Genomic DNA, 23717 nt, shown 5'->3' with positions numbered 1-23717 from the left:
CTACGGAACCGTAAGTTACGTGTCAATCCCGCGTAAGCGAACCGCAATAGTGGTCATGATCTCACGCGGTCGGCGGGTGCCGTCGGGGTACTCGCGGTGAACCCGGGGCGAGCGGGGGGGAAACCTTCCGGCTAGTGGCGATCCTCACTCCGCTCAGGTGTGAGGCCCTCTGGACATATGCGCGACTCAGTCGGATCATCAAATGAGTGCGGTCGGCACCGGATGAGCGCCAGGGGTTCAATCACCGTGAAGCATCCGGGCCGCAGCCCCCACGGGGCATGACAACAAAACCCCTCATTTAGGAGCAATCGTGGCGCGCGACATCGCGGCTCCCGTCCCGACCAACCACAAAGAACTGATCTCGTGGGTCAACGAGATCGCCGAACTGACCGAGCCGGACAGTGTGGTCTGGTGTGACGGATCCGAGGCCGAGTACGAGCGACTGAGCGAGGAGCTCGTCCGCAAGGGCACCTTCAAGAAGCTCGACCCGATCAAGCGCCCCAACTCGTACTACGCCGCTTCCGACCCGACCGATGTCGCGCGGGTCGAGGACCGGACGTTCATCTGCTCCGAGAAGGAGGAGGACGCGGGCCCGACCAACCACTGGAAGGCCCCCGCCGAGATGCGGGACATCTTCTCCGGTGAGCAGGGCGTCTTCCGCGGTTCGATGAAGGGCCGGACGATGTACGTCGTCCCGTTCTGCATGGGCCCGCTCGGCTCGGACCTCTCCGCGATCGGCGTCGAGATCACCGACTCCGCCTACGTCGCCGTGTCCATGCGCACCATGACGCGTATGGGGCAGCCCGTCCTGGACGAACTCGGCACCGACGGTTTCTTCGTGCGTGCGGTGCACACGCTCGGAGCGCCGCTGGCCGAGGGCGAGGCCGACGTGCCGTGGCCGTGCAACTCCACGAAGTACATCTCGCACTTCCCCGAGACCCGCGAGATCTGGTCGTACGGCTCCGGCTACGGCGGCAACGCGCTCCTCGGCAAGAAGTGCTACGCCCTGCGCATAGCGTCCGTGATGGCACGCGACGAGGGCTGGCTCGCCGAGCACATGCTGATCCTCAAGCTGACCCCGCCGCACGGCGAGTCGAAGTACGTCGCCGCCGCCTTCCCGAGCGCCTGCGGCAAGACCAACCTCGCCATGCTGGAGCCCACGATCTCGGGCTGGACGGTCGAGACCATCGGCGACGACATCGCCTGGATGCGCTTCGGCGAGGACGGCCAGCTGTACGCGATCAACCCCGAGGCCGGCTTCTTCGGTGTCGCCCCCGGCACCGGTGAGCACACCAACGCCAACGCGATGAAGACGCTGTGGGGCAACTCCGTCTTCACCAACGTCGCGCTCACCGACGACAACGACATCTGGTGGGAGGGCATGACGGAGGAGACTCCGGCACACCTGACCGACTGGAAGGGCAACGACTGGACGCCGGAGTCCGCCACGCCCGCCGCGCACCCGAACGCCCGCTTCACGACGCCCGCCTCGCAGTGCCCGATCATCGCGCCCGAGTGGGAGGACCCCAAGGGCGTGCCGATCTCGGCGATCCTCTTCGGCGGCCGCCGTGCCACGGCCGTACCGCTGGTGACGGAGTCCTTCGACTGGAACCACGGTGTCTTCCTCGGCGCGAACGTCGCCTCCGAGAAGACCGCCGCCGCCGAGGGCAAGGTCGGCGAGCTGCGCCGCGACCCCTTCGCCATGCTGCCGTTCTGCGGTTACAACATGGGCGACTACATGGGGCACTGGGTCGACGTCGCCAAGGACAAGGACCAGGCGAAGCTCCCGAAGATCTACTACGTGAACTGGTTCCGCAAGAACGACGCGGGCAAGTTCGTGTGGCCCGGCTTCGGCGAGAACAGCCGTGTCCTGAAGTGGATCGTCGAGCGCCTCGACGGCAAGGCCGACGGCGTCGAGACCCCGATCGGCGTCCTGCCGACCCGCGAGGCCCTCGACACCGACGGTCTCGGACTGGCGGACACCGACCTCGACTTCCTGCTCACGGTCGACAAGGAGGTCTGGCGCGAGGAGGCCGCCCTGGTCCCCGAGCACCTCAACACCTTCGGCGAGCACACGCCGAAGGAGCTGTGGGACGAGTACCGCGCCCTGGTGCAGCGCCTGGGCTGACGGCCCCTGTTACTCCGCGGCCGACCGAGTTGCCCTGACCTGCGACCGTTGTGGCGGTCGGCCGCGGTGACAGCGCCCCGCCGGGGCTCACGCACATCTGTGCGGGGCCCCGGCCTTTTTCGTCCCCTCCGTCCCGCCGGTTCCGGAACGGCTGAAAAAGCGCGGATTTCGAGGGACACTCCTGACATCCAGCCGTGGACCCCGAAATGAGGTGGGCGGGGTGCGTACGCCTGTCAGTGACCCCATGAAGATCGGTCCGTACCGCATCGTGGGCCGGCTCGGCTCCGGTGGCATGGGATGGGTGTATCTCGGCCGCTCGCCCGCCGGGCGCGAGGTCGCGGTGAAGGTGGTGCGGCCCGAACTGGCCGCGCAGGGCGAGTTCCGGGAGCGCTTCGCGCGCGAGGTCGCGGCGGCACGCGTGGTCAGCGGCGCCTACACCGCGGCCGTCGTCGACGCCGACACCGAGGCCGAACTGCCCTGGCTGGCCACGCTGTACGTGCCCGGCCCCTCGCTCGCCGAGGCGGTCCACACCGACGGGCCACTGCCCGAGCCGCAGGTACGACGGCTCGGCGCGGGCCTGGTCGAGGCGCTCCAGGCCATCCACGCGGCCCGCGTGGTGCACCGGGACCTCAAGCCGGCGAACGTGCTCCTCGCCTCCGACGGTCCGCGCGTCATCGACTTCGGGATCTCCCGCGTGGACGGAGCCCCGGGCCTCACCCAGGTCGGCGTCGTCGTCGGCACCCCGCCCTTCATGTCGCCCGAGCAGATCAAGGGGGCCGTGGTGGGCCCGCCGAGCGACGTCTTCTCGCTCGGCGGGGTCCTGGTGTACGCGCTCACCGGACGGCCGCCGCACGGCAGCGGAGAAGCGGTGCGCTACCGGGTCGTCCTCGCCGAACCCGAACTCGACGGCATCCACGGGCCGATGCGGGAACTGGTCGCGCGCTGTCTGGCGAAGCGGCCCGAGGACCGGCCCCGACCGGACGAACTCCTGGCCGGGTTGCTGGAAGAGGAACCCCGGCAGACCGTCTGGCCACCGCCCACGGTGGCCCACAGCATCAAGGCGCGCACCCAGGATCTGATGAAGCGCCGCAAGGAGAGCACCAGCGTGTCCGTGCCCTCCTGTCTGCTGTCGCACGCCCAGGCGCTCCTCGACGCCGGGCTGACCGACGCGATGGTCGCCGAGGCGGTGGGCCGTGGCGACGCCTGACTCCTTTCCCGGCCGTGGCCATGAAATTCTCGAAATCGGCACGCACTGGCGTCAGTTGGTGCAGAACTGGGTGGCCGGACGGAATTTCCACACGGCGACCGACACCGTTTCCGTCTCCATGCGATTCGACCTGGAGGAGACGGGCCGGACGGTCACCGTCCGATTCATGACGACCAAGAGACTGCTGGTCGCTTTCGCGACCGACGGGCATTTCCTGCGCCAGGACCAACTGGCCGTCGCCGCGGCCGCGTCGAACGCGTGGAACACCGAACAACTCCGTCCCATGCTGTCCGTATGGGACGTACGGGGGCCGCGTCCCTGTCTCGCCGGCGTGTGCGACCTTCCGCTGACCTGTCGTATGACGCAAACAGATTTCGATGCTTTGGCCAGCGATTGGGTGGAACGGGCGAGACAGATGTTCACCCGATGCCATCAGGTGTTCGAGTTGTAGAAGTGATGTCCGCCGCGTTCCTCAAACCCTTTCGGACGCCCGCCGTTTTCCGCCACTATGGGCGAGTGCCTTTCAGGGCCACGGGGGTGTTTTCTTTGGGCCACGGGGGGTCTTCATGCGGCGCCGGCTTTCCTTCATCATGCTTTCCGGACTCCTGGTCGGGCTCGCTCCGGCGGTGCCCGCGGCGGCCGGCGAGCCGTGCGGCGCGACCTTCGAGGATCACCTCAGGTGCTGGTCCCGGTGGATCGGCGAGGGAACGGTTCACGTCACCCTCGACCAGGCCGTGAAGTTCGACGGCAGGGCAGGGAGCCGCAAGGGCTTCGAGCAGACCCTGCTGGACCGGCGCGCGAGGCTCGTGGTCGAGGTGCCGCGGGGCGCCCACACCGGACAGGGCGGAACGGCGCTCCTCCTGCTGGCTAACCGGACGGCCAGGCTCGTCGCGAACGACGCCACCATCGACCCGCTGAAGCCCGAGACCGTGAACGAGCTGGCCACCCTCGGGGCCTGCGACCCCAAGAACGAGAAGGACCCGTGCGCCCGGCTCGGCAAGGGCCGTTCGCTGAGCGGCGGCGACCTCGTCGGCCTGGGCCTGGCCGCCGACCTCTCCCGGCACACGTACGCCGTGTCCGGCTCCCAGGGCGGGTCGTCCGCCAACTCGAACCCCACCGGCGAGACCGCCTCCGGCAAGGCGGGCCAGGGACAAGACCAGGGCCAGGGGCAAGGGCAAGGTCAGGGACAAGGCAAGGGGCGGAGCCAGGGTCAGGAGACCGGGAACGTCGGCGGCTCCGGCGGAGGGTCCGGTACCGGTGCCGACGCGGGCGCCGGTTCCGGCTGGGACACCGCCACCCAGGTGCTCGCCGTCCTCTGCGCCGTGCTCGTCCTGCTCCTCGGCCTGCTCCTCTTCCTGATCCGCCGCTCCGCCCGTGCCGTCGCCGTCGGCACCCTGTCCCGCCGGGCGCTCGCCGTGCCGGGCGTCGGCGCCGTACCCGTGGCCGCGGCGCCCCGCCCGCGCACCCGGGCCCCCGACGAGGCCACCACCCGGCTCCGGGTCACGCCGACGCCCCGCGGCCACGGGCGCCGGGTGGGCAACGTACCCGGCCCCGCCCGGCCCGCCGTCGTACGCACCGAACTGCACCCGCAGGGCTATGTCGAGATCGGCCACGTGCTGTACCGGGCGGTGTGGGCCGAGCCGGGCCGCCCGCCGCCCGCGCCCGGCGGGCTCGTCGATGTCACCGAGGCGGGGGAGCGGGACTCCGACGTCCTCTACGCCTTCCCGCCGACGGCCGGACGGCACGCCGAAGCCGACCGGCCCTGAGACCAGGAGAGATCCCCATGCACAGCGAATACCCGCCCACCCTGCCGGCGGAGTACGCCGACATCGAGTTCGAGAACAACGCGCAGCGGCTGCCGCTCGTGCTCTGCCTCGACATCTCCAGCTCCATGGCGGGTCAGCCCATCCAGACGCTCAACAACGCGCTCGCGGAGTGGACCCGGGAACTGCACGACGACGTCAGCCTCAGCTACAGCGTCGAGGTCGCCCTGGTCACCTTCGGCGGCCAGGGCGTCGCCGCCTGGCGCGGGCCCCAACTCCTGGCCCCGCGCGCCCCGGTGAGCCCCTTCGTGCCGGCGCACATGTTCCAGCCGCCGCAGCTCGCCGCCGCCGGGGTCACCCTGATGACCGAGGCGCTCGAACTGTCGATGCACATCGTCGCCGCCCGCAAGGCCGAACTGCGCGCCTCCGGACTCCAGTACTACCGGCCGCAGATCTGTCTGGTGACCGACGGACTGCCGACCGACGCCACGGGCCATCTCACCGACTCCTGGCAGCGGTTGATCCCGGTGCTCGCCGACGAACAGCGCGCCCGACGCTTCCGGCTGTACGCGATCGGCGTCGGAGGCATCACGGACCGGGGCGAGCAGGTGCTCCGGTCGTTCGCGCCGAAGTTCAACGCCCGGTTGCAGGGATTCCCGTTCCGCGAGCTGCTCCAGATGATGTCCGCGAGTGCCAACGCCGAGCAGAAGGGCGCGGGCGACGAGGTCTTCGAGAAGATCTTCAGCCAGTTCAAGACGCAGCGCCCGGCCTGGGAATCGTGACCGACGACCGGATGGGATTCCTGACTGATGACCGCAGTGGACGAGCGGGAGACGCCGTGGCGGGTCCACGGAATGAGCGTCGAGGGATACCGGCACCGCCGCCAGGGGCTGCCCTGCCAGGACGCCTGCGCCTACACGGTGTCGGCGTCCGTGGCGGTCCTCGCGGTCGCCGACGGCGCGGGCAGCCGACCGCGCTCCGAGGAGGGGGCGCGGCTCGCGGTGGACCTGGCCGCCGAGCATTTCGCGCGCCGGGCCGCGACAGCGGCGGACCGCCGTCCCGGCCAGGCCGTGCACGAACTGCTGGAGGACGCCTTCCACGACGTCTGCAAGGTGTTCCTGGACCGGACGGGCGCCGACGCGGCGGACTTCGCGACCACGCTCACCGTGGTCGTGCTCGCGCGCGGCTGGCTCGGCCATCTGTCCGTGGGCGACGGCTTCGTCGTCCTGCGGGCCGGTACGGAGGACGGTGAGCGGCAGTTCCATCTGCTGCCGCAGCCGGCGGCGGCCAGCGAGTACAGCAACGAGACGGTCTTCCTCACCTCGCCCGACGCGGCCCGCTGGGTGCACACCGACTGTGTGTCCGACGACGGGATCGACGGGGTGCTGCTGTCCACCGACGGACTGGCGCAGGCCGCGCTCAACCGTGCCGGAGGCGGCGCGCTGTCCCCGAACACGTCGTTCGCCGAAGCCGTGTTCCGCTCCCTCGACGTTCCCGGTCCGGTGACCGCGAGCGCCCACGAAGGGCTCGGGACCCTGCTCCGCTCGGACCGGCTCACCGCCCTGAACGCCGACGACAAGACCCTGCTGCGGGCCGTGCTCAAGGCGCGGCCATGAGCGGCCTCACCGTGTTCCTGGACGGCAAGCCGGTCACCCTCGCCGAACTGCCCCTGAAGGGCGGCGGCCAGGCGGCCGTCTTCCCGGTCGTCGGCGACGACGGCATCGTCGTCAAGCTGTACCGCGAACCGCCGGGCCCCGAACAGGAGCGGCGGCTGATGCGGATGCTGACGATGTCCCCGCTCGTGACCCGCCCCACCGACGCCTCCCAGCCGCCCGAGCTGGCCTGGCCGACCGCCCTCGCCCGCGGCGCGCGGGGCGAGTTCCTCGGCTACGCCATGCGCCGCTTCGGTGAACCCCAGCACGTGCAGCTCATCGGCCTGTTCACCCGTGCCCAGCGCCTCAAGCTCTTCGCCGACCGCGCCGACTGGCGCTTTCTGGTCGGCGTCGCCTGGAACCTCGCCTTCATGACCGCCCGTATGCACTACGACAATCTCGTCATCGGCGACTTCTCCAGCAGCAACGTCGTCGTCGACGCCAACGGCTTCGTCACCTTCCTCGACTGCGACTCCATCGCCTTCAACGACCCGGTGACCGGGGAACTCTTCCCCTGTCTGATGCACACCACCGACTACTCGTCCCCCGAGCGGCAGGCCGGCGGTCCCGCCACCCGCGCCACCGACGAGTTCGCCCTCGCGGTCCTCGTCTACCAGCTGCTGACCGCGGGCAACCACCCCTTCGGCGGCGTCCCGCACGACAGCGCCTCCGAGTCGACCGTCAAGGACAACATCGCCGCGAGCTGCTCCTACGTCGTGCGCCCCGAGCGGGTCGTCATCCCGCGCGGCACCATCGACCCCTCCGTGCTCCCGCCCGGACTCCTGGAGCTGGCCCGCTCCGCCTTCGGCCCCGGTGTGCACGATCCCGCCACCCGGCCCCCGGCGGAGGCCTGGCTGCGCGCCCTGGACAAGGAGCGCACGCTGGTACGGGTCTGCCCGAGCCGCCCGCTGCACGCGTTCGGCTCGCATCTGACCTCGTGCCCCTGGTGCGCCCGGGCGGCGCTCACCGGGCACGACGTGTTCAACGGGCCGGCGGCGGTGCCGGTGCCGGGCGCGCCGCCGCAGCCGCCGACGCCGGGCGAGCCGTGGCCCACCGCGCTGAAGGTGGCGCTGCTGATCCTGGTGGTCGTGATCCTGGTGGTGATCGCGGCGAACGCGTGAGCCGCGTCGCCGCGGGAACGGGAGGGAACGGGAGTGGGAGCGGCCCTCGGCCGCCGCGAGCCGCCCCGCCCGCTGTCGCCGCGACCCGCCACGGTCGTCCGCGGCCCGCCGCAGGGTCGCGGTCGTCCGGGAACGGCGTATGCCCTCACTGCGAGCGGCCGCGGTCCTCCAGGTAGCGCGTGTGCGACTCCTGGCGCCGGGCCTCCGTCTCCCGCAGGGCCGCCGCGAGCCGGTCCGACTCCTCGTGCAGCAGGGTGAGTCGACGCTCCAGGTGGCGCTCCGGCGGTTCGGTGCCGGGGGCCGGCCGGGTCCACCACCGGGTGCGGACGAAGGTGTCGACCGCCTCGGGGATGTCCTGCCGTACGGCGCGGGACAGGGCGTGCACGCCTTCCGGGTCCTGGCGGGGACCTCGGCGACCCGGCCGGGCTGTGCGGGGCGGACGCGGTGAGTGTGGCACCCGGTCCGCGCGTCGCTTGGGAAGCGCGCGGACCGGGGCCGTGCGGGGGCCTCGGGCTCGGGGAGCCCGGGGCTCAGCGGGTGGCCAGCTCGCGGGGTTCGACGGCCTGTGCGTGAGCGTCCATGCGCTCGGCGGAGAGGATCGCCGCGGCCGTGTCGGCGCGGGAGGCCGCCACGACGAGGGCGCGGCCCGCGAGGGCGTGGGCACGCCGGTGGAGGGTCACGAGGTGGGACGCGCGGGGCGCGTCGGCCGCCGGGGCGCGGACCGGTGCGGAGCCGCCGCGCAGCCGGGTCACCTGTTCGGTGAGCCGTTCGGCGCCGGTGTCCAGGTCGGCGGACGGCGCGAGCGCGCGGATCTCGTCCGTGACGGCGAGCAGGGCCGCGAGGTGACCGGCGAGCTGGATGTCCAGCTCCTCCTCGCGCGACCGGTGGGGAAAGTCGGAGGAGGGGGCGCCGGCCATCGTGTGGACCGACTTCGTGCGGATCGGTTCGTACATGGGATGGCCTCCTGTGCCTGACAGGAAGCCATCCTAGCTTGGATCTCGTCTAAAGTTGAGGCGGTTCGCGCAATGGGGCACGGCGCGTACGCAGGGTGAGCGCACCGCGTGTCCCCCTCGGGTGTCACGGCTGGCCGTAGCCGTCCAGGAACGTGCCGATCCGGGTCACCGCGTCCGTCAGATCCGCGACCGTCGGCAGGGTGACCACCCGGAAGTGGTCCGCCTCGGGCCAGTTGAAGCCCGTGCCCTGGACGACCATGATCTTCTCGCGGCGCAGCAGGTCGAGCACCATCTGCCGGTCGTCCTTGATCTTGAAGACCTTCGGGTCGAGGCGCGGGAAGAGATACAGCGCCCCCTTCGGCTTCACGCAGGTCACACCCGGGATCCGCGTCAGCAGCTCGTGCGCGATGTCCCGCTGCTCCTTCAGGCGTCCGCCCGGCAGGACCAGCTCGTTGATCGTCTGCCGTCCGCTGAGCGCCGCCACCACTCCGTGCTGTCCCGGCATGTTCGCGCACAGCCGCATGTTCGCGAGGATCGTCAGGCCCTCGATGTAGGAGGAGGCGTGCGCGCGCGGCCCCGAGACGGACATCCATCCGACGCGGTAGCCCGCCACCCGGTACGCCTTCGACATGCCGTTGAAGGTGAGGGTGAGCAGATCCGGGGCGATCTTGGCGGTCGCGGTGTGCGTGGCGCCGTCGTAGAGGATCTTGTCGTAGATCTCGTCGGAGCAGACCAGCAGGTTGTGGCGCCGGGCGATGTCGGTGAGTCCCCGGAGCATCTCGTCGTCGTAGACCGCGCCGGTCGGGTTGTTCGGGTTGATGATGACGATCGCCTTGGTGCGGTCGGTGACCTTCCGCTCCACGTCCGCGAGGTCCGGCATCCAGTCGGACTGCTCGTCGCAGCGGTAGTGGACGGCGGTGCCGCCGGACAGGGAGACCGCGGCGGTCCACAAGGGGTAGTCCGGGGCCGGTACGAGGACCTCGTCGCCGTCGTCCAGCAGGCCCTGCATCGCCATCACGATGAGCTCGGAGACGCCGTTGCCGATGAAGACGTGGTCGACGTCCGTCTCGATGCCGAGGGTCTGGTTGTGCATCACGACCGCGCGGCGGGCGGCGAGCAGGCCCTTGGCGTCGCCGTAGCCGTGCGCCGAGGAGACGTTGCGGAGGATGTCCTCGAGGATCTCGGGCGGACACTCGAACCCGAAGGCGGCCGGGTTGCCCGTGTTGAGCTTGAGGATGCGGTGACCGGCCGCTTCGAGCCGCATCGCCTCCTCAAGAACCGGACCCCGGATCTCGTAGCAGACGTTGGCGAGCTTCGTGGACTGGATCACCTGCATGTCCGTGAGCTTACGGCCGCGTAACGCGCGCCGGGGCGTGTTCTTCACCACGTGAGACGTGGTGGTTCGAGCGTCTTTGTCCGCCGGCTGCGCCGAAAGCGCTGGTGGTACCTAGAATGCGCGATCATGTCCTGGCAGCCCGGAGGTCCCGAACCCCGGCCGACGGTGTACCTCCCGCAGAGCGACGAGGCCACGCCTTTGGCCTACGAGACGTACGCCGATCCGGCCGAGGCGCACGGCTGGCGCAAGGCGTACACGGACGGCGACGACACCGGCGTCCTGGCCGTCGTGCCCGGTGTCCCGGCGGGGCGGCGCGCGCGGCTGGTACGCCACCGGCGGGCCCGGCTGGCCCGGCGGCTCGCCGTGGCCGGGGGCGCGGCGGGAGTCGTCGTCCTCGGTGTCGCCGTCGCGGGCGTGTTCGACTCCGGGGTGTCCGGGGAACCGGGCGGCACGCCCGTGCGGACGGCCGGGCCCGCGCACCTCGCCACCGGACCCGCACAGCCGGACGGCGGGTCGACCGCCGCCTCTTCGGCACAGCCGTTGGCCGCCCCGCCGGCCACCACCTCGGCGTCGGCGTCGGCGTCGGAGCCGGCCGCCGTATCGAGCGCCCCCTCCGGCAGCGCGGGCGCCGCCTCCCCGGGTGCGCCCACGACCTCGGGCGCCGTCACGACGCCGGGTGCTTCCACCGACCCCGCGCCCTCCGCCTCCACCGCGCCCGCGACCTCCGCCGCCCCCACCCCGGCCGACCCGTCCACCCCGACCACGCCGACCGCCTCGGCGACGTCCGGCACCGGCGGGCACAGGCACGGGCACGGTCACGGCGGAGACCGGCCCCGCTAGCCGCCGGCCCCAGTAGGTTGGCCCTGCCGCAAGGGGGAGGCAGGGCATGGAATTCTCGCTGTTGAACGACGAGCCGGTGGCCGGGCCGGGTGACGATCTGCTGGGCACCGGACGGGCCGCCCGCGAACTCGCCGGACTGCTCCACGACTCGCGCGCCGCGACCCCGCTCACCCTCGCGGTGGACGCCGGCTGGGGCATGGGCAAGAGCAGTCTGATGCGGCTCGTGGACGCCGAGTTACGTGTCAGGGCGGGCGTCCACACCGTCTGGTACAACGCCTGGACCTCGACGGGCGCCGACGCACTCGAAGGTCTGATCAAGTCGGTCCTGATGCGGTTCGACCGGCGGGTGCTGTTGCGGGCGGCGCGCCGGGTCTCGGGGCAGCGGGCGCTCATCAGCTGGATCCGGGTGGTGCTGACGTTCGGCGCCGCGTTCTTCGGGGCCGCCGCCCTCGTCGACCGGCTCTGGCGGGACCTCTCCATCGACGCCCGGTCCCGCAACGCCATGCGCGACGCACTGCGCCGCGTCACGGCGGACTGGGCCGGGTCCACGTCGTTCGACACCCGGCGTCTGCTCGTCGTCTTCGTCGACGACCTCGACCGCTGCTCCGAGGAGACCGTGCTCGCGGTGTGCGAGGCGGTGAAGGTGTACCTGGACGTTCCGGGGCTCGCCTTCGTCATCGGGTGCGACCGCTCCGCGCTGGGACCGAGCGGGCTGCTGCGGGATCTGTCGCCGGCCGGGTCGGCGTTCATGGAGAAGATCTTCCAGACGAGCTACCGGGTGCCGGTCCCGGCCGTCGCCGAGGTCCGCGCGTACGTCGACCGGTGCGCGGAGCGTTCCGGCATCCGGGATCTGCTCGGCGACCACCTCGCCGAGCTGATCGCCCTGCGCTCCGCCCGCAACCCGCGCCGGATCAAGCGGCTCATCAACGGCTTCGGCCTGGAGTGCGCGCTCAACCCCGTCTGGGAGTCGTTCAGTTCGGAGGCGGTGATCCGGGTCCTGCTGCTCCAGCAGCTGTACCCCGACTTCTACCGGGTGCTGCTCGCCCGCGACGGCGCCGATGTGCACGCGGCCCGGGAGTTCCTCCGCTACCGCGCGACCCGGCGGGTGCTGAGCCAGCCGTTCGCCCAGCCCGCGGAGGGGGCCTGGCCGGTCGCGGTGAGCTGTCTGCTCGCGTACGACCTGGTCGCGCCGGAGCCGGACCGGCCCGAGGACTGGGGCACGCTGCTCGCCCGTCTGGAGGAGCATCTGCCCACCGGTTTCGCGGAGTTGGCACTCGACCCGAACTTCGTCCGGCTCATCGAGGAGCTGATGGCGCTCACCGAGGTGGACGACATGGTGGGGCAGTTGCAGCGGGGGGCGCCCCGGCTCGCGCCGGATCCTCCGGACGGAACACCGGAGCCCGGTTCGTCCGTGCAGCCGGGCGGCGCCCGCCCGCCGTACACGGGGACGCCGTACAACGGGACGTCGTACACCGGTATGCCGTACTCCGGCATGCGGGTCCTCTGGATCGACGACCACCCCGAGCGCAACACCCAGTTCACCGAGCTGCTGGAGGCGCAGGGCGCCCGCGTCTGGGTGGCCACGGACCGGGACCGCGCCGAGCACGTCCTCGGCGTCACCCGGATCGACCTGCTCATCTCCGACGTGCAGCGCGGACTGGACCGGGAGGCGGGGCTCGACGATCTGGGCCGCTGGCGGGAGAGCGGGCGGTATCCCGGGCCCGCCGTCTTCTTCACCAGCCGCACCACCCCGAACCGCGAAGCCCGCGCCGCGGCGCTCGACGCGAAGGTCGCCACGAGCGGCGCGCTGCTCTTCCGCTACGCCGAGGAGGCGTACGAGGTTTCCGCCCCTTAGGCCGAAAACGGCTCCTTGTTCACCTTTCCCTCCCCCCTCACAATGCACATGACAAACAGATGACCGGAAGACCTCCGGTCAGCAGAAGGTGACCGGATGACCTTCGGTCGCCCCAAGTCGCAAGAGGGGACCCCCACATGAGAAAGCCTCTCGTCGCCGCTCTGTTCGCCCTGGTACTGGCCGGGGCGGGCGCGGCACCCGCGGTCGCGGCACCCGCTCCACAGTCGGCACTCGCTTCCCACTCGGCTTCCGCCGTCACGACGGACACCGCGGCGGGCACCAAGGCGGCGGCGCCCACCCTCCAGGCCGTCAACCTCGCCGGGACCGTCGCGCTCAGCAACTGCTCCGGCTCGGTCATCCGCTTCCCCAACTCGGCGGACACCGACCCGGCGCTCGTGCTCTCCAACGGCCACTGCCTGGAGACCGGCTTCCCGGACCCCGGTGAGGTGATCGTCGGCCAGTCGTCCAGCCGGACCTTCGGTCTGCTGAACTCGGCGGGCACCAAGGTCGCGACCCTGCGCGCGAGCAAGGTCGCGTACTCGACGATGACCGACACCGACATCACGATCTACCAGCTCACCAGCACGTACGCGACCATCAAGAGCTCGTACGGCATCAGCGCGCTGACCGTGCAGGACACGCACCCGACCGCCGGCACCGCCATCACGGTGGCCTCCGGCTACTGGAAGCGTCTCTACAGCTGCAGCATCGACGGGTTCGTGTACCGCCTCAAGGAGGGGGACTGGACCTGGAAGGACTCGGTCCGCTACACCTCCGCCTGCAACACGATCGGCGGCACCTCGGGCTCGCCGGTCATCGACCAGTCGACCGGCAAGGTCGTCGCCGTCAACAACACCGGCAACGAGGACGGTGAGACCTGCACGGTGGACAACCCGTGCGAGGTCGACGCGAACGGCAACGTCACCGTCCACGAGGGCATCAACTACGCCGAGGAGACCTACCAGATCCCGGCCTGCTTCACGACCGGCAACAAGCTGAACCTGAGCGCGACCGGGTGCGTCCTGCCCAAGCCGTAGGACCGCGGGAGGGCGGGCGGTCACGTCGTACGGCGGACCGTCCGTCCCGCCAGGACGTCCGTCCTGCGCCCGTCCTCCACGACGAAACGGCCGTCGACCAGGACGTGCGGGATGCCGGACGGCAGGGTGCGCGGCGCCGCGAAGGTCGAACCCGCCGCGACCGTCGCCGGGTCGAAGAGGACCAGGTCGGCGCGGTACCCCTCGCGGACGAGACCGCGGTCGGGCAGCCGCAGCCGGGCGGCCGGGCGGCCGGTCAGATGGGCGACGCACTCCTCCAGCGAGAGGACGCCCAACTCCCGTACGTACCGGCCGAGATAGTGCGGGAAGGTGCCGTACGCGCGCGGGTGCGGCTTGTCGCCGCGCAGGATGCCGTCGGAGCCGCCGGTGTGTACCCGGTGCCGCATGATCGCCCGGACGTTCTCCTCGTGGCCGACGTGCTGCAGGATCGTCGGGCCGAGCCGGTCCTCGATGAGCAGCCGCCGGGCGGTGGTCCAGGGGGCCTCGCCGCGCAGGCCGGCGGATTCCTGGACGGTCCGGCCCACGTACGGGCCGAGGCCGGGGTCGCTGACCCCCGAGATCTCGATCGTGTCCCACGCGATGGGAACGCCGTGGCAGCCGTCCGCGCCCACGACCTCCATGTGGTGCCGGACGCGCTCGGCGGTCGTGTCGTCCCGCAGCCGCGCGAGAACCGCCTCGGGGCCGCCCTCGCCCGCCCAGCTCGGCAGCATCGCCACCAGGGTGGTGCACCCCGGGGTGTACGGATAGGTGTCGAGGGTGATGTCCGCGCCCTCCGCCAGCGCCTTGTCCAGCAGGGCGAGGAGGTCCGGCGCCTTGCCCTCGTTCACGCCGAAGTTCATGGTGGCGTGGGCGAGATGGAGCGGACAGCCGGCCTCGCGCGCGAGGGTCACCATCTCCTCGTACGCCTTCAGGGCGCCCGCCCCGTACGAGCGGTGATGCGGGCAGTAGTAGCCGCCGTGCTCCGCCACCACCTGGCACAGGGCGGTGAGTTCGGCGTCCCGGGCGTACATCCCGGGGGTGTACGTCAGTCCCGAGGACAGGCCGACCGCGCCCTCCCGCAGTCCGTCCGCCACCAACTGCCGCATGCGGTCCAGCTCCTGGGGGGTCGCCTCGCGGTCCTCCCAGCCGACGGCGAGCATCCGGACGGTGCCCTGCGGGACGAGGTAGGCGGCGTTCACCGCGATGCCCTCGCCGTCGAAGCCGTGGTCGAGCCGGTCCAGGTACTCGCCCACGGAGCGCCAGGTGAAGTCGATGTCGTCGCCGTGGCCGTTCCAGCCGGTGATCGTCCGGCGGACCTCGGCGAGCGTACGGTCGTCGACCGGCGCGTACGACAGGCCGTCCTGGCCGATGACTTCGAGGGTCACGCCCTGGGCGGCCTTCGCGCTGTGGTCCGGGTCCCGCAGCAGCGCTAGGTCGCTGTGCGCGTGCATGTCGATGAAGCCGGGGGCGAGGACGAGCCCCTCGGCGTCCAGCTCCCTTGTGCCGCGCGGCCGTTGGCAGCCGGCCGCCGCGGCCTCCTGGACGATCGCGACGATCCGGCCGCCCTTGACGGCCACGTCGGCGCGGTACGCGGGGGCGCCACTGCCGTCGGCGACGTCCACGTCCTGGAGGACGAGATCGGCGTGATCCATGGGGTGTCTCCCGACCCTGGAGGAACGTGCGGACGTAATCGACTAGAAGAACGTGCGGATGTAGTCGACGACCGTGCCGTCCGCCTCGACCAGCGGGATCAGCTGCCACTTGTCGAAGGACGTGCACGGATGGGACAGGCCCATGCCGAACCAGTCGCCGACCTCCAGGTCCGCCCCGGGAGCCGTACGCAGCCACGCGTGCTGGTCGGAGAGCCCGCTGACCTCGATACCGGCCGCGGGGCGCTCCTCGCCGTCCCGGCGCACCACCTGGGCGAACGGCAGGCCGAGGTCGTAGGCCGCGTCCCGCTTGCCGGCGTTGGTGAAGGCCTGCCCGGGGGAGGGCCGGGAGACGACCTGCGACCAGAGGCGGAACGCCGGGTGCAGGGCGCCCTCCTCCGGGACGCGGGTGAAGGGGGTCAGCTTCCGGTAGTGGCCGTCGTCGTGCGAGACGTACGCGCCCGAACGCAGCAACTTCAGCACGGGAAGCGAGAGTTCGGGGATCTCCGCGAAGACGTCGGCGACCGCGTCGAACCAGGCGCTGCCACCCGCGCTGACGACGATCGTGTCCAGGCCCTTGAACCGCCCGGCGCCGTCGAAGGCAGCCGCGAGCGCCGTCAGCCGCCGCAGCCAGGCGTGCACCCGCTCGGGGTTCGCGTCCGGGACCTCGCCCTCGTACCCCGCGACACCGGCCAGCCGGAGCGTCGCCGTCGCGGCCACCGCGTCCGCGACCGCCGCGCACTCCTCCTCCGTACGCACGCCGGTACGGGCGCCCTCGCCGGCGGCGAGTTCGACGACGACGTCCACCGGGCGGGCGCTCCCGCCCAGCGCGGCGTCCATCAGCTCCACACCGCGCACCGAGTCGACGTAACAGACGAACTGGAAGTCCGGGTCCCCGGCCAGCTCGGCGGCGATCCAGCGCAGGGCCGCGGGGTCGACGAGTTCGTTCGCGAGGAAGATCCGGTCGATGCCGAACTCCCGGGCCACCCGCACCTGGTGGGGGACCGCGAGGGTGATGCCCCAGGCGCCGTGCTCGATCTGCCGCCAGAACAGCTGAGGCGCCATGGACGTCTTGCCGTGCGGGGCGAAGGCGAGGCCGTGCCGGGTGGCGTACGTCTCCATGAGTTCGAGGTTGTGGGCCAGGCGCTCGGCGGAGAGGGCGAGGACGGGGGTGGTGAAGCCGTCCGTGAAGAGGTTGCGGCGCTGGGCGGCCAGCTCGCCGACGCTCAGCCCGTCCGCGTCCGGAGGCAGGCCCTTGAAACGGTGGTCGACGCGCTCCGCCGCGAGAGCGGCCAGCGGTTCGGCGGCGGTGTCGGCGCTCATGGGGCCTCCTGGGTCTGCGTGTTGACGAGTTGCGTTGCATCATGTGCAACGCTCATTGCGTATGTCGCTTACTGCTGTCTAACATCCCAGCCAACGCAGGGTCAACGGTGCCGTTCGCCGCCGTCGGCCGCCAGAGCGAGGAGCCCCGACCGCCGTGACCAGCAACGGACCCGCAGGTGCCGCGTCCCCCGACGCCGACATCGATGTCGACACCGACACCGGCACCGTCGACCTGGTGGCGCTCGGCGAGTCCATGGTCACCTTTCTGCCCACCCGGGCCGGACGCCTCGCCGACGTGCCCTCCTTCGAGCGGGGCATCGGCGGCGCCGAGTCGAACGTGGCCTGCGTGCTCGCCCGCGCCGGTCACTCCGCCCGCTGGGTCGGCAGGGTCGGCGCCGACGGGTTCGGCGACCACCTGGTGGAGGCGATCACCGCGTACGGCGTCGACACTTCCGCCGTACGCCGCGACCCCGACCGCCCGACCGGCGTCTACTTCCGCACCGCGGGCGACCGGGCGACCGACGCCCACGAAGTCGCCTACTACCGCGCCGGATCCGCCGCCTCCGCGATGACCGCGCACAACGTGGACCTGGCAGCCGCCCGGTCCGGCCGCCTGCTGCACCTGTCCGGCATCACCGCCGCACTGTCCGACGGCTGTCTGGCCCTGATGCGCGAACTGACCGCCCCCCGGCCCGGCCGCCCCCTCGTCTCCTTCGACGTCAACCACCGCCCGGGACTGTGGCGTGCCCCCGAAGGTCCCCGCGTGCTGCTCGACCTCGCGCGCGGCGCGGACATCGTCTTCGTCGGGGACGACGAGGCCCGCGCGGCCTGGGGGCTGCGCGGGGCCCGCGCGATCCGCGACGCGCTGCCCGAACCGGCCGTCCTGGTCGTCAAGTACGGCAAGGGCGGAGCGGTCGCGTTCGACAAGAACGCCGACGGCGGGACGGCCACCGCCGAGGGGGCGAGGGACACCGCCGGCGGGAGCGAGGGCGCCGCCCGGGGGGCTCAGGACGACACCCGGGGGACCGGGGAAGCCGTCGGCACGGCCACCTTCGTCCGCGCGCTGCGGGTCGACGTCGTCGCGGCCGTCGGCGCCGGGGACGCCTTCGCCGCCGGATTCCTCTCCGCCACCCTGCGCGGGCTTCCCGTCCGCGACCGGCTGCGGCACGGCCACCTGATGGCCGCCGCCGCCCTCACCGTGCCGGGCGACCTCGCCGAGCCGCCCGCCCGAGGGCACGCCGACCGGCTGGCCGCTCTCGGCGACCGTGCCTGGGAGACACTTCGTCTCGGCCCCGGCTGGACCGAAGCCGACGCACGGGCCGCGGAGGAGGAACGTACGCCATGAGCCAGACCGTCGACCGAGCGCTGAGCATCCTGCCGCTGCTCGCCGAGGGCCCCGCCGACCTCGGGCAGGTCGCCGACCGCCTCGGCGTCCACAAGTCCACGGCGCTCCGCCTGCTGCGCACCCTGCACGAACACGGCCTGGTGTACCGCCAGTCCGACCAGCGCTACCGCCTCGGCGCCCGGCTCTTCGCCCTCGCCCAGGAGGCCGTCGAGAACCTCGACGTCCGCGAGATCGCCCACCCCCACCTCGTCCGCCTCAACGAGAACTGCGGACACACCGTCCACCTCGCCGTGTACGAGGAGAACGAGGTGCTCTACATCGACAAGGTGGAGAGCCGCTACCCGGTGCGCATGTACTCGCGGATCGGCAGACCCGTCGCCATCACCGTCGCGGCGGTGGCCAAACTCCTCCTCGCCGATCTGCCCGAGGCCGAGCGCCGCGCCGTCGCCGACAAGCTCGACTACCCCATGTACACGGCCCGTTCGACCCCCAACGCCCCCGCCTTCCTGAAGGAGTTGGCGGCGGTGCGCGAACAGGGCTGGGCCACCGACCTCGGCGGCCACGAGGAATCCATCAACTGCGTGGCCGCCCCCGTCCGCGGCGCCGACGGACGCGTCGCCGCCGCCATGTCGGTCTCCGCGCCCAACGTCGTCGTCACCGCCGAGGAACTCCTCGCCCTGCTCCCGCTGGTACGCCGTACGGCGGACGCCATCAGCCACGACTACTCCGGCAAAGCCCCCACGAAGGAAGACCCGAAGAAATGATCACCGCATGACCGACAAGATCGCCCTCACCCCCTCGACCCACACCGCCCCGCCCGCGAGGTTCTCCCACGGTGTGCGGAAGGGGAACATCCTCCAGGTCGCCGGCCAGGTCGGCTTCCTGCCCGCCGAGGAGGGCAGGCCCCCGACGCCCGCCGGACCGACCCTGCGCGAGCAGACCCTCCAGACCCTCGCCAACGTCAAGGCCATCCTCGAAGAGGGCGGCTCCGGCTGGGACGACGCGATGATGATCCGCGTCTACCTCACGGACACCGGCCACTTCGCCGAGATGAACGAGATCTACAACCAGTACTTCGAGGACCAGGGCCTCACCGCGCCCCCCGCCGCCCGCACGACGGTCTACGTCGGACTGCCGGCCGGACTCCTCGTCGAGATCGACGTGCTCGCCGTTCTCGGCTGACGTCGCCCGTGCGGGCCCCTGCCCCGCACACCGCTCCTCCGGGCCCACGCCCGCGCAACTCCCGCACCGCGTACGACGTCACGGTGCGGCACCCGCGGAACCCGGGGTGCCGCACCGCGATCCGCCCTGCCCGAAAGCTCTGTGGACCCACGAAAACGAGGCCTCCCGACATGTCGTCGTATCCGCTCGCCGCGACAGCACCGGCCCCGGAGACACCACCGCACACCGGTGGTCTCCTGCTCCTTCTCGACGGCACAGCCGGACTGCTCACGGTCGCCGCCCTCGGCATCGCGCTCCTGCTCTTCCTGATCATGAAGGTCAGGCTCCAGCCGTTCGTCGCCCTGCTCGCCGTCTCCATAGCCGTCGGCCTCTCCGCCGGACTCTCGGTGACGGAGCTGTTCGGCACGGTCCAGCGGTCCACCGCCGTGTCGGTCATCGAGACCGGCATGGGCGGCATCCTCGGCCATGTCGCGATCATCATCGGCCTCGGCACGATGCTCGGCGCGATCCTCGAAGTCAGCGGCGGCGCCGAGGTGCTGGCCTCCCGGCTGCTCAACCTCTTCGGGGAGAAGAGGGCCCCGCTCGCCATGGGCCTGACCGGCCTGATCTTCGGCATCCCGGTCTTCTTCGACGTCGGCATCTTCGTCCTCGCGCCACTCGTCTACGCCGCCGCCAAGCGGTCCGGCAAGTCGATCCTGCTCTACTGTCTGCCGCTGCTCGCCGGTCTGTCGATGACCCACGCCTTCCTGCCGCCGCACCCCGGCCCGGTCGCCGCCGCGGGACTGCTGCACGTCCAGCTCGGCTGGGTCATCCTCATGGGCATCGTCTGCGGCGTCCCCGCCGTGCTGGCCGCCTGGGTCTACGCCGCCTGGATCGGCAAGCGGATCTTCGTCCCCGTACCGCAGGACATGGTCGAGGCCGCGGCCGAGGCCAAGCGGGCCGTCATCGAGGAACAGCGGGGCGCGGGTGCCCCCTTGCCGGGTGAGGCCGACAGCCCGGGGGACGGCGCCGAGCCGCGGGAGAAGCCGGTGCCGCTCGGCACGGTCCTCGGCATCATCGGTACGCCGCTGGTGCTGATCCTCGCCGCCACCTTCTCCTCGATCGCCCTCGACCCCTCCACCCCGCGCTCGGTCATCGAGTTCTTCGGCAGCCCGTTCGTCGCCCTCACGATCGCCCTGCTCCTCGCCTACTACCTGCTCGGCATCCGGCGCGGCTGGTCCCGCAAGTCCCTGGAAAAGGTGTCGACTTCGTCCCTCAAGCCGGTCGGCAACATCCTCCTGGTGGTCGGCGCGGGCGGTGTCTTCGGCGCCGTGCTGAAGGCGAGCGGAGTCGCCCAGGCCCTCTCGGACACCTTCAACGACGTCGGCCTCCCGGTGATCGTCCTGGCCTATCTGATCTCCCTGGTCCTGCGGGTCGCCCAGGGTTCGGCGACGGTCGCGATCGTCACCACGGCCGGCATCGTCGCGCCGCTGCTCGTCGAGGGCCACCACTCCCAGGCGTTCGTCGCCCTGGTCATCATGGCGATCTCGGCGGGCTCCATCTTCGCCTCGCACGTCAACGACGGCGGCTTCTGGATGGTGGCCAAGTACTTCGGCATCAGCGAGCGCGACACCCTCAGGACCTGGACCGTCCTGGAGTCGGTGCTGTCCGTCGCGGGGTTCGCCGTGGCCGCGGTGGTCAGCGTCTTCGTCTAGTCGTGGCAGGCGTCCTCGTGCGGCCGCGGTCGGCGTCCTCGTACAGCGACCGCCGGCCGCTTCGTACAGCCGCGATGAGTCTCTTCGTGTAACAGAGGCATCGCTAAGTAGGGGCTGACTGTGTCCGGCACAGGATCTTCGACCATACTTCCCGCTGTGGAGCAGCGCATAGGTTCGAAGAGCCAGCCCCTGGACGCCGCCGCGGTGAACCCGGCGTACATCCCCGGGCTTACGTCACCCGTGCCGGCGGAGCCGAAGGACGCGGTCGTGGAGTCCGAGGGGACCGTCTCCGACGAGACGGTCTCCGACGACGCGGCGTCCGACGAGGCGCCCGCCGCCGAGACCCCGGAGGAGTCCGTGCCCGAGGAGGAGACCGACGCCGGGACGGAGACGGAGTCCGGGACCGACCCGGAAACCGGCCCCGCCCCCGACGGTCCCGTCTTCGAGGCCTCCGACCGGCGTGCCTCGATCAAGGCCGACCACAGCGGAGTCCGGCTGCGCCTGGACGACCAGGAGGCGGAGTTCCGCTGGGACGAGATCGGCGCCGTCGAGACGGAGTCGCCGCGCTTCGGCAAGCGGTTCACCATCACGGTGCACACGCCGGAGCGCCGCTGGTATCCGATAGAGATCGAGGCGAACGCCCGAGCACGCTTCAAGGAGTGGGAGGAGCAGCTCGACGCCGTCCTGGACGCCTACTTCGAGGACGGTGAGGACGCCGAGGCCATCGAGTCCACCGGGGATGCCGACGACGTCACGTCCGTCGCCGCGTCCGAGGCGGCGGAGGAGTCCGAGGCAACCGACGTGTCCGAGGACGACGAGGTCGAGGCCGAGAGCGAGAACGCGGCCGAAAAGCCTTAGGCCGTACGGGAATCCGCGCGCCCGGTCACGAAGGGCGCGCGGATCCCCGGTCACCTGCCGGATGGGCCGGTGTGGGGCCTAGGCGCAGTACTGCGCCGCCTTGCCGATGGACCGGTACATGCAGTCGGCGTTCTCCAGGAGCTGGAGCACCGCGTCCCGGTTGCGGGACGTCTCCCGCTCGATGACCTCGTCGGGCGGATAGAAGCCGCCGCCGGAACTGGACGTCGGGTACATCTCGAAGGTGAAGTCGAAGATCTTCTGGGTGCCCCAGAGATAGTCGTCGATCGAGCCGTCCGTGATGTACAGATCACTGGACTGCTCGGCCGTGTAGCCGTTGCTCGCGGCCATCTTCTGGCCGACGGCCTTGAAGGCGTTGGCGTCGTCCGCCGTCATCCCCGTCGCCGTGTCGGAGGTGGTGTACCCGAACGGCCACAGCACCAGCTCGCTGTAGGTGTGGAAGTCGATCCCGGCGGTGATCTGCTGCTTCCCGCCGACGACCCGGCCGCGCACGAAGTCGGCGACCACCTTCACCTCGGGCGCCGACTCGGCCGACGCGCCGCGGTAGGTCTCGGAGGACGTGGACCCCGAAGAGCCGCCGCAGCAGCCGAACTTGTAGTTCCAGTTGCGGTTCAGGTCCGTACCGACGTACGAGGAGCCGGAGTTGGGCTGGCGGTTCTTGCGCCACGAGCGGTAGGAGCCGCTCGCGATGTCGTACTCGCCGCCGTCCGGGTTGAGGTCCGGGACGATCCAGATCTCGCGGTTGTTCACCATGTCGGTGACACGGGAGTCGCTGCCGTAGCCGGCCCCGAGTTCGCGCAGCAGGTACAGCGCCATCTCGACCGTGAGGTGCTCGCGGGCGTGCTGGTGGAAGGTGAGCAGGACCTCGGGCTCGCTCTCGTCGGTGGCGACGTTGTCGCTGACCTTGATGGCGACGATGTCCCGGCCCTGATACGACTTGCCGATCACCTTCTTGCTCATGATGCTCGGGTAGGCCGCGAGCCGCTGGTCGATCTCCGCGTTCATCTCCGCGTAGTTGTGGTACTTCGAGTCCGCCGTCGGGAAGTCGAAGAGGCGCACGTCGCCGGCGGAGGCGGCACGGTCGGGCGCGGAGCCCAACAGCGAGACGTCGTAGCCCTGTCGGCGCAGCGTGGCGATCTGGTCGGCGCGGCCCGAGACGACCACGGTCTCCTCGTCGGCCTCGTCCACGGTGACGCCCGACCGCTGGATCTCCGTACGGGACGCGGGGGTCGAGCTCTGGTGGATCTCGTACTGCCTGACGTCGTCGGGCGAGGGCCGAAGAGCCCTGGCCCCGCTCGCCGTGGCGTCGGTGGCGGTGGCGGTCAGGGGAGCCGCGAGGGCGAGCGCGGCGAGGACGGCCAGGGCGGCGGAGCGTCGGCCGCCTCTGCCCCTGCCGTCGGCACGTGCGCTGCCGCGTGGGCGAAATCGCATGGTGTCTCCTTGTTTCTCCGGTAATCCCGGGATCTCCGGAATTGTGGGGGAGTGGAGCTGGGGAGTGGCTCAAGGTGACGTGCCTGGTGCGGGTGTGGCGCTCATGGTGAGGGTTCTGGCATGAGCAGGTCAAGAGACGACAAAGAGGCGTCGGCGGGAATCGGCCGCGCCGAGAGGCGCCGAACCCGCCCCCCGCCGAGCGGCATCGGCCGCGTCCGCCGCGCGCAACGGCACCGGGGGGGGGGGGGGGGGGGGGGGGGGGGGGGGGGGGGGGGGGGGGGGGGGGGGGGGGGGGGGGGGGGGGGGGGGGGGGGGGGGGGGGGGGGGG

21 protein-coding genes are annotated in these 23717 nt (G+C 71.4%); 15 read left to right on the top strand and 6 right to left on the bottom strand.

Features of this window, described 5'->3' with window-relative positions:
- Nucleotides 1-310: 310 nt before the first annotated feature.
- The 7 genes from ACZ6KY_RS02855 (at nucleotide 311) to ACZ6KY_RS02825 (ending at nucleotide 7871) form a co-directional block, all read left to right on the top strand.
- Nucleotides 311-2128 carry a phosphoenolpyruvate carboxykinase (GTP) gene (locus ACZ6KY_RS02855; RefSeq protein WP_469308529.1) on the top strand — a complete coding sequence of 606 codons (1818 nt, stop codon included), beginning with the start codon at nucleotides 311-313 and terminating at the stop codon, nucleotides 2126-2128.
- A 244-nt stretch (nucleotides 2129-2372) separates the two neighbouring features.
- The gene (locus ACZ6KY_RS02850) at nucleotides 2373-3335 is read left to right on the top strand and encodes a serine/threonine-protein kinase (RefSeq protein ID WP_469308528.1); all 963 of its coding nucleotides are present in this window, start codon (nucleotides 2373-2375) and stop codon (nucleotides 3333-3335) included.
- Nucleotides 3322-3786, top strand: a complete 465-nt coding sequence (locus ACZ6KY_RS02845; RefSeq protein ID WP_469308527.1) for a hypothetical protein — start codon at nucleotides 3322-3324, stop codon at nucleotides 3784-3786. Before ACZ6KY_RS02850 ends, ACZ6KY_RS02845 begins: the two co-directional genes overlap by 14 nt.
- Before the next feature lie 139 nt (nucleotides 3787-3925).
- The gene (locus ACZ6KY_RS02840; protein ID WP_469308526.1) at nucleotides 3926-5101 is read left to right on the top strand and encodes a hypothetical protein; all 1176 of its coding nucleotides are present in this window, start codon (nucleotides 3926-3928) and stop codon (nucleotides 5099-5101) included.
- Between the two features lie 17 nt (nucleotides 5102-5118).
- Nucleotides 5119-5880: a vWA domain-containing protein gene (locus ACZ6KY_RS02835; protein WP_469308525.1), complete on the top strand. Its 762-nt coding sequence runs from the start codon at nucleotides 5119-5121 to the stop codon at nucleotides 5878-5880.
- A 27-nt stretch (nucleotides 5881-5907) separates the two neighbouring features.
- Nucleotides 5908-6714: a PP2C family serine/threonine-protein phosphatase gene (locus tag ACZ6KY_RS02830; protein WP_469308524.1), complete on the top strand. Its 807-nt coding sequence runs from the start codon at nucleotides 5908-5910 to the stop codon at nucleotides 6712-6714.
- Entirely contained in the window at nucleotides 6711-7871 is a 1161-nt protein-coding gene (locus tag ACZ6KY_RS02825; RefSeq protein ID WP_469308523.1) for a hypothetical protein, read from the top strand. The genes ACZ6KY_RS02830 and ACZ6KY_RS02825 overlap by 4 nt, the downstream gene beginning before the upstream one ends.
- Before the next feature lie 145 nt (nucleotides 7872-8016).
- Here ACZ6KY_RS02825 and ACZ6KY_RS02820 read toward each other — a convergent pair whose 3' ends face one another.
- The 3 genes from ACZ6KY_RS02820 to ACZ6KY_RS02810 form a co-directional block, all read right to left on the bottom strand.
- Complete coding sequence (locus ACZ6KY_RS02820) at nucleotides 8017-8256, bottom strand: hypothetical protein (RefSeq protein ID WP_469308522.1); 240 nt, start codon at nucleotides 8254-8256, stop codon at nucleotides 8017-8019.
- Between the two features lie 145 nt (nucleotides 8257-8401).
- Nucleotides 8402-8824, bottom strand: coding sequence for an SCO4983 family protein (locus ACZ6KY_RS02815; RefSeq protein ID WP_469308521.1), 423 nt, complete (start codon nucleotides 8822-8824; stop codon nucleotides 8402-8404).
- 124 nt (nucleotides 8825-8948) lie between these two features.
- A complete protein-coding gene (locus ACZ6KY_RS02810; protein WP_469308520.1) occupies nucleotides 8949-10160 on the bottom strand; it encodes a pyridoxal phosphate-dependent aminotransferase in 1212 nt (403 codons plus the stop codon).
- Nucleotides 10161-10286: 126 nt separating this feature from the next.
- On the opposite strand from ACZ6KY_RS02810, the gene ACZ6KY_RS02805 reads away from it, so the two are divergent.
- The 3 genes from ACZ6KY_RS02805 (at nucleotide 10287) to ACZ6KY_RS02795 (ending at nucleotide 13892) form a co-directional block, all read left to right on the top strand.
- Nucleotides 10287-11000 carry a hypothetical protein gene (locus tag ACZ6KY_RS02805; RefSeq protein WP_469308519.1) on the top strand — a complete coding sequence of 238 codons (714 nt, stop codon included), beginning with the start codon at nucleotides 10287-10289 and terminating at the stop codon, nucleotides 10998-11000.
- A 46-nt stretch (nucleotides 11001-11046) separates the two neighbouring features.
- Nucleotides 11047-12855: a P-loop NTPase fold protein gene (locus tag ACZ6KY_RS02800; protein WP_469308518.1), complete on the top strand. Its 1809-nt coding sequence runs from the start codon at nucleotides 11047-11049 to the stop codon at nucleotides 12853-12855.
- Between the two features lie 137 nt (nucleotides 12856-12992).
- A complete protein-coding gene (locus ACZ6KY_RS02795) occupies nucleotides 12993-13892 on the top strand; it encodes a S1 family peptidase (protein ID WP_469308517.1) in 900 nt (299 codons plus the stop codon).
- A gap of 20 nt (nucleotides 13893-13912) precedes the next feature.
- On the opposite strand, the gene ACZ6KY_RS02790 is transcribed toward ACZ6KY_RS02795, so the two are convergent.
- Nucleotides 13913-15541, bottom strand: coding sequence for an N-acyl-D-amino-acid deacylase family protein (locus ACZ6KY_RS02790; RefSeq protein ID WP_469308516.1), 1629 nt, complete (start codon nucleotides 15539-15541; stop codon nucleotides 13913-13915).
- A gap of 42 nt (nucleotides 15542-15583) precedes the next feature.
- Nucleotides 15584-16861: an amino acid deaminase gene (locus tag ACZ6KY_RS02785; protein ID WP_469308515.1), complete on the bottom strand. Its 1278-nt coding sequence runs from the start codon at nucleotides 16859-16861 to the stop codon at nucleotides 15584-15586.
- Nucleotides 16862-17015: 154 nt separating this feature from the next.
- On the opposite strand from ACZ6KY_RS02785, the gene ACZ6KY_RS02780 reads away from it, so the two are divergent.
- The 5 genes from ACZ6KY_RS02780 to ACZ6KY_RS02760 all read left to right on the top strand — a co-directional run bounded on the left by ACZ6KY_RS02780 (nucleotide 17016) and on the right by ACZ6KY_RS02760 (nucleotide 21940).
- Nucleotides 17016-18206, top strand: coding sequence for a sugar kinase (locus ACZ6KY_RS02780; RefSeq protein WP_469308514.1), 1191 nt, complete (start codon nucleotides 17016-17018; stop codon nucleotides 18204-18206).
- Complete coding sequence (locus ACZ6KY_RS02775) at nucleotides 18203-18970, top strand: IclR family transcriptional regulator (protein WP_469308513.1); 768 nt, start codon at nucleotides 18203-18205, stop codon at nucleotides 18968-18970. The genes ACZ6KY_RS02780 and ACZ6KY_RS02775 overlap by 4 nt, the downstream gene beginning before the upstream one ends.
- A gap of 7 nt (nucleotides 18971-18977) precedes the next feature.
- Nucleotides 18978-19388, top strand: coding sequence for a RidA family protein (locus ACZ6KY_RS02770; protein WP_469308512.1), 411 nt, complete (start codon nucleotides 18978-18980; stop codon nucleotides 19386-19388).
- Between the two features lie 170 nt (nucleotides 19389-19558).
- Nucleotides 19559-21082 carry a GntP family permease gene (locus ACZ6KY_RS02765; RefSeq protein ID WP_469308511.1) on the top strand — a complete coding sequence of 508 codons (1524 nt, stop codon included), beginning with the start codon at nucleotides 19559-19561 and terminating at the stop codon, nucleotides 21080-21082.
- Between the two features lie 156 nt (nucleotides 21083-21238).
- A complete protein-coding gene (locus ACZ6KY_RS02760) occupies nucleotides 21239-21940 on the top strand; it encodes a hypothetical protein (RefSeq protein WP_469308510.1) in 702 nt (233 codons plus the stop codon).
- A 78-nt stretch (nucleotides 21941-22018) separates the two neighbouring features.
- Here ACZ6KY_RS02760 and ACZ6KY_RS02755 read toward each other — a convergent pair whose 3' ends face one another.
- Entirely contained in the window at nucleotides 22019-23389 is a 1371-nt protein-coding gene (locus ACZ6KY_RS02755; protein ID WP_469308509.1) for a M14 family metallopeptidase, read from the bottom strand.
- Nucleotides 23390-23717 lie beyond the last annotated feature (328 nt).

The organism is Streptomyces sp. NPDC042002 (genome assembly GCF_055588305.1).
The sequence above is the reverse complement of the archived record's forward strand: the minus strand, read 5'-3'. Positions and strand labels throughout refer to the sequence as shown.